We start from the raw sequence: 6373 nt of genomic DNA, 5'->3' as shown, positions 1-6373 counted from the left end.
CCACACCCCACACCCCACACCCCACACCCCACACCCCACACCCCACTTCCCTCAATTGACTGATCACTGAATTGGTCCGTCGATACTGCCGGTAAAAAATTGCTTGAGTACGGGGATTTCGGAGTGATAAGCCTCTTGAGTCGGTCCAACCCATTGAAATTGACCTTTATAGAGAAAAACGATGCGATCGGTGGTATTTTCGATGGTGCTATGGACGTGGGTGACAATGAGATGGGCCCCACAGGCTTTTTTTACCTTGAGAAGTTCCATAATTACCGTCTGGATGCGGGTAGAAGCAACCGGATCGAGTCCGGCAGTGGGTTCATCGTAAAGGAGAATGTTCGGTCGATCGGCGGCGATCGAGGGATCGCTGATAATTGCTCTGGCTAAACTGACGCGTTTTCGCATCCCTCCGGATATTTCAGAGGGATAGAGGTCGTAGGAACCGGACATTCCCACTAAATCCAGTTTTTCTTCCACTAAATCGCGGATTTCGGCTCGTTTTAGCTTTGAGTTGCGATAGAGAGCAAAACCGACATTTTCCCCGACGGTGAGGGAGTCAAAAAGGGCCGATTGCTGGAAAACTAGACCAACACCGAGGGGATCTTCCCCCTGTTCTACGGTTCTCTGCCGTTTTGTGCCGTAGATGTACACTTCTCCTCGATCGGGGGCCAGTAATCCGGCGACTAAGCGCAAAATCGTCGATTTTCCCGTCCCGGACGGACCGATCACGCCGATCGCTTCCCCTTCGTACACTTTCAGATCGACGTTATTTAAGATTACTTTCTTGCCGAAAGCTTTGGTTACTCCCCTTAATTCGACGATCGGTTCGCGCATCACCATCTAGAATATCTTTACAAAAATGCCCTTTTATTGTAGGGCAACGACCCGATCTTTCTTTTTTTTCTTTTCTGGTTTTATGGTTCGCGATTCTATCTGCATTTCGGGAATCTCTCGCAATTCTTCGGCATCTAAACGATATTGTTCGCAGACAAGACTCAGACGAATACCAGAACAGCTAACGGGATTAACTGAATGGGTGAGATCTCCTTGAAAGAGGATCAGGGTGTTAGCACAAGGACGAATCTGGGCCACGGAACGATTGCCTGTTGCTAGTACCAGTTCCCCCCCTTGAATATCCCTAGGAACCTGCACATAAAGGACGCTAACTAGGAGCGGGGGATCGATAGTTTTACAATAGGAGCGCAGGGAGCGATCGATATGGGGATCGACGCGTGAACCGGTTTGTAGGAGTAAGGGGTTAAGATAAAAAGCGTTGCAGTCAGCTTGTAAACTGCGATCGAGATAGGGTTTAAAATAGGGAAACATTCGTTCGACTTCGCTGATTTGTGTGCGTCGAAAAGCGATAGAAAAGCCTTTGGTTTTAACGAAATCTCGATTTAAATTGTTAACTGTGAAGTGGGGACAAGCGAGAATCTGTCCTTGTAGTTCGCTCAGATAACTGGGAGTGAAAGCGTCGGGATATTGGGAATAGTAAGGCACGGATAGAATCGCAACGGGATGGCAATCTTTAGGATAGCTTGTTTTTAGGGGAGATGGGGATAATTTCGATAGCAGCTATTCAATTATCTTTTTTTTCTCAAAGTCCGATAATTTGCTCAAGGAAATTTTTAATAAGCTTGATGCTCTCTAATTCTAGGATTTTCTCATCTAGCCAGCGATTATCTTGTAGGGAAACTTGTAGGGCTTTACCCGGTCTTAATATACTACTAATACTGGATATAATTGCTTTCTTTTCACCTGCTGGTTTTTTAAAATCTTCGAGATCATTTTTAGTTAACTGATTCCTGTCAATACTTTCTATGTAGGTTTGAGAAAGATTGAGTAAATCAGGATAATTTATCTTAGCACATTCGAGGAGAATATCTTCTAAAGTTCCTTGCTCACGATTGTTAGGAGCGATGAAAATACCACAGCGAGGCGAATGATTGTTAACTTGACCAATTTGAGAAGGTGGTAGCAAATTTGGTAAGTCAATATCCGATAACTTAGTAATTAGTTTATTGAACCTTTCTTGAGGTGTTTCCCTGTAATCAGCATCGGCAAAAATCCCCACACTAAAAAGCTGTGAAGGTTGAATAAACTTGAGACTTTCTTCGATGGTTTGCGCTATGCGTGTATCGCCAATAGCACTATGTAAAGCGATTGATAATTGCTCATTTTGAACAAAAGATGGTACTGGTACTCGTTTGGTTAAATCATCATCTACTGGATAACCTTTCGGGATAAGTTTTTCCCAAAATTGATCCAATGAAGATAAATGAATAACTCGCTTTAAGCCATAAAATTTAAGTAAACCAATTAAGAATTCGACATCCTGGGGACCTTCGACAACAATATAGCAGTATCTCACCATCTCTACCTCACATCTAACCCGCGTTCCCAACGCAATCTATGCAATAAATCGCCCGAAAATCTTTGAGGTTTTTCCCTTGGAGAATTTAACCGAAAAGCTACCACGTCTTCTATGGCCTTTTCTGACTGTAGCATGGCATCAACTGCTTCTAAACTATGGGTAGTTACAAAAAGTTGAATTCTTCTTTGATTACAGGTGTTAATTAACCAAGAAAATACACGACTTAAGGCAGAAATATGAATAGATGTCTCGATTTCATCAATTAGAAGTACCCCATCGGTAATTGTCAACAAACTCAGCACCATAACTAAGGTTCTTTTAAATCCGTCACCAAACACATAGAGAGGAGCAAAACCAAGCTGTTTATGTTCTATATAAAGAGTTGGTTTATTGTTGGGTGAAAGTATTTGTATGTCGGTGATTTCCTCGTCAAATAACCGAATTAAATCTAGGATGTCATCTTTGTTATTTTCTTCCTTTAGGATGATTTTGGATAGTCTATCTAGAATTGGTTCCGAGGACAAATAAGCAGGAAATATGGTGGCATTTTCCACCAGTATTTTTTGTCGTTTCCTTTGAATAAAGCGCTCTTTTTCCCAAAACTGAAATACTTGTTCATTATCTATACTAAGGAAACTGCCTTGCTCTAAAATATGGGCGGTAACACTTAATTCTAACCCATTGATAACCAGATCGGTTTCCGAATCGGTGGAATCATCATTGAACTTTTCTGGGTTGCCTTTTTCGTTGCTCGCACCGTAAATATCGGTGAGATTAGCTGCTAGATTTTTAATCGGTGAATTTCCAGTACACTTGATCGAAATTTGTCCTTGATAGGATGGGTTACTAGCAAGATTATTCTGACGAAAGAAAACCCATTTAATTGCTTCCAAATCCGGTCGCATTAAAAATGTTCTGCCTAGATATAATCGACGTTGAGCCACTTCTAGCCACTGAAAGGGATCGAGGGGATTACAAACAATTGAAACAGCTTCGAGAATGCTAGTTTTGCCAGAATTATTATTACCGACAAAAATGTTCACCTGTCCTAGAGAAGACAGTTCTATTTGTTCAAAACCACGATAACCACTGATTTGTAAACTTTCAAAAAGCCGAGTCATTTTTACTGGCTCCTACAATATTGCCGATAACAACTGAAATAGCTAGGATCAAAGATAAAATTTGCAATTTTTACGATAAAACCCTTGTATTATAACTCATTTGAGGCTCTTTTTTTGACTAGCAATCATTTTCCTGCCAACCCGGTCGCGGTGACTACCCCCCGTTTACAATAGTTAAGAACCAACGGCAAGCAAGAATTAACGATGCGGATTTCGATCAACTGGTTACGAGAATTAGTCAAAATAGCCCAATCTCCCCAAGAATTAGCCGAATTATTGACAATTGCGGGAATAGAAGTGGAAGAGATCGAGGATCGCCGAGAATGGGCAAAGGGTGTGGTTATTGGTAAAATTATCGATCGCCAACCCCATCCCAATGCGGATAAATTAAGTGTCTGTCAGGTGGATATCGGTCAGGAAAACCCTAGTACAATTGTCTGTGGTGCGCCCAATGCTAGGGCTGATATTCTAGTTCCCGTGGCTACTTTGGGAACTTATTTACCTAAAATCAATTTAACGATTAAACCGGCTAAATTGCGGGGGGTAAAATCGGAAGGGATGATCTGTTCCCTCGCAGAATTAGGATTAACTAAAGATTCTGAAGGAATCCACATTTTTAGCCAGGAAAATCTCCCTTTAGGTACAGATGTTCGTCCCCTTTTAGGACTCGATGAGGTGATTTTAGATATTTCTCCCACCGCTAACCGCGCCGATGCTTTGAGTATGATCGGAGTCGCGCGAGAAGTAGCGGCTTTGACAGGAGGAGAATTAAGCCTACCAAAAGTGAAATTAGGAGAATTTTCCCCTAAAAAAGATTTATCTCTGGAAATATCAGAAAATAAAGCTTGTCCTGCTTATATTGGTACGGTGATCGAGGGGGTAAAAATTGGCCCATCTCCGCTATGGTTGCAACAGCGTTTACAGGCTGCCGGATTGCGATCAATCAATAATGTGGTCGATATTACTAATTATGTACTTTTGGAGTGGGGACAACCTTTACACGCTTTCGATCGCGATCGTTTACAGAGTTTTGCCGGAGGGAAATCCGTTACTATTGGGGTCCGTTTTGCCGAGGAAGGGGAAAAAATCATTACCCTTGATGGTCAGGAAAGAAGCTTAAAAGAGCTTAATTTATTAATTACTGCCAATAATAAGCCGGTAGCTTTAGCGGGGGTGATGGGAGGTCAAGATACGGAAGTTAACGAGGAAACCGTTAATCTTGTGCTAGAGTCGGCTTTATTCGATCCGATCGCTATCCGTCGTTCCTCAAAAGCGCAGGGTTTACGCAGCGAATCTTCCGGACGCTATGAACGCGGTGTTAATCCCGCCGCTTTGGAATATGCTTGTCAAAGGGCGATCGATTTGATTCTAGAGTTAGCTGGGGGAACTGTCAGCAGTCAGGTTAAAGCTGATTATCGCGCCGAACGGTCCAGGGGTTCGATCGAATTGCGTTTACAACGTTTGCAGCAGCTACTGGGTCAAGTTACCCTAGATGATGGTGCGATCGGTGAAATTATCGCCGAAGATGTGGAACGGATTTTAGGCAATTTGGGCTGTGAATTGCAGTTAACCTCGAAAAATCCTGTTCTGTGGACTGTGACAGTCCCAGACTACCGTTATCGGGATTTAGAACGGGAAATTGACTTAATTGAAGAAGTGGCGCGACTGTACGGATATGATCGCTTTGTCGATACTTTGCCAGCAAAAACCGCAGCCGGAGGATTATCCTTTGAGGAAACTATACAGCGTCGGCTGCGGGAAGCTTTTCGCGCAGTGGGTTTGACGGAATTAGTCCAGTATTCCCTAGTTAAACCGGAATTAGCGGAAGTTGTCCTCGCTAATCCCCTTTTTGTCGAGTATTCTGCTTTGCGGACTAATCTCCTAGACGGTTTAATCGAAGCGTTTGAGTATAATCAGTCTCAGGGTAACGGTTCCTTAAATGGCTTCGAGATCGGGCGAGTTTTCCGCTTAGAATCGGATAATATCAACGAATACGATGCAATTGCTGGTATTTTTGGCGGTGATTTCTTCCCGGCCGGACGTTGGCTGCGATCGGGTAAAGAGGTGGCCATGACTTGGTACGAAGCAAAAGGGATTTTAGAAGCAGTATTCGATCGCCTTTCGCTGACGGTAAGCTACGAAAAAGATGCCGAAGATGCGCGTTTTCATCCCGGACGAACAGCCTCTTTATGGATTGGTAAACAACGACTAGGAATTTTTGGTCAACTACACCCGCAATTGCGTCAGCAAAAGGGATTAATTGAGGCAGTTTATGCCTTTGAAATCCAGTTCCCGATCCTGTTAGCAACTCTTAGCGATAGTGCCAAAATTACCCCGCGTTTACAGGTCTATTCTACCTATCCGGGGGCTGCGCGAGATATCGCCTTCTTTGTTTCCACAGATATACCCGTAGATAGATTGACAAAAACTATCAAAAATGCTGGGGGAACTCTTTTAGAAAAAGTCGAATTATTCGATCGCTATCAGGGGCAGAATGTGCCAGAAAATCATTGTAGTTTGGCCTTTAGTTTAGTCTATCGTGCCAGCGATCGAACTTTAACCGATGAAGATGTGGAACCCTTAATGACAAAAGTGCGAGAAGCTTTAGTTAAACAGTTCCAAGTTTCTTTAAGAAGTTAAATTCAGCGATCAATTATCAGTTATCAGACATCGACCTTATATTATCTCAAGAATAATCTCACACATCGCTATCAATATCGCCTCTAATGATTACCGGCTCTTCGGGAATTGTTATGCAAATAATTAACTTAAAATAAAATTCGATGAGAGCAACTACGCTCAAAAGTAGCTGAAATTCATACAGGAAAGGACTTAAGGCACAAATAGGTTAATACCAAAAGATAGACAATTGAGT

General features: G+C 42.7%; 5 protein-coding genes. 1 reads left to right on the top strand and 4 read right to left on the bottom strand.

Features of this window, described 5'->3' with window-relative positions; translation table 11 throughout:
* Positions 1–63: 63 nt before the first annotated feature.
* The 4 genes from PX482_RS07305 to PX482_RS07290 all read right to left on the bottom strand — a co-directional run bounded on the left by PX482_RS07305 (position 64) and on the right by PX482_RS07290 (position 3498).
* Positions 64–843 carry an ABC transporter ATP-binding protein gene (locus tag PX482_RS07305; protein WP_002763710.1) on the bottom strand — a complete coding sequence of 260 codons (780 nt, stop codon included), beginning with the start codon at positions 841–843 and terminating at the stop codon, positions 64–66.
* Positions 844–870: 27 nt separating this feature from the next.
* Positions 871–1503: a 2OG-Fe(II) oxygenase gene (locus tag PX482_RS07300; RefSeq protein ID WP_185238018.1), complete on the bottom strand. Its 633-nt coding sequence runs from the start codon at positions 1501–1503 to the stop codon at positions 871–873.
* Positions 1504–1600: 97 nt separating this feature from the next.
* Complete coding sequence (locus PX482_RS07295; protein WP_147071999.1) at positions 1601–2377, bottom strand: DUF3226 domain-containing protein; 777 nt, start codon at positions 2375–2377, stop codon at positions 1601–1603.
* 2 nt (positions 2378–2379) lie between these two features.
* Positions 2380–3498, bottom strand: coding sequence for an AAA family ATPase (locus PX482_RS07290; protein WP_288094647.1), 1119 nt, complete (start codon positions 3496–3498; stop codon positions 2380–2382).
* Positions 3499–3702: 204 nt separating this feature from the next.
* Between PX482_RS07290 and pheT the strand changes: the two genes are divergently transcribed.
* The gene (gene pheT, locus PX482_RS07285; RefSeq protein ID WP_288122259.1) at positions 3703–6138 is read left to right on the top strand and encodes a phenylalanine--tRNA ligase subunit beta; all 2436 of its coding nucleotides are present in this window, start codon (positions 3703–3705) and stop codon (positions 6136–6138) included.
* Positions 6139–6373 lie beyond the last annotated feature (235 nt).

It is taken from the genome of Microcystis sp. M53602_WE12 (genome assembly GCF_030065455.1).
In the GTDB taxonomy this organism is placed as follows: Bacteria; Cyanobacteriota; Cyanobacteriia; order Cyanobacteriales; family Microcystaceae; genus Microcystis; species Microcystis aeruginosa.
The sequence above is the reverse complement of the archived record's forward strand: the minus strand, read 5'-3'. Positions and strand labels throughout refer to the sequence as shown.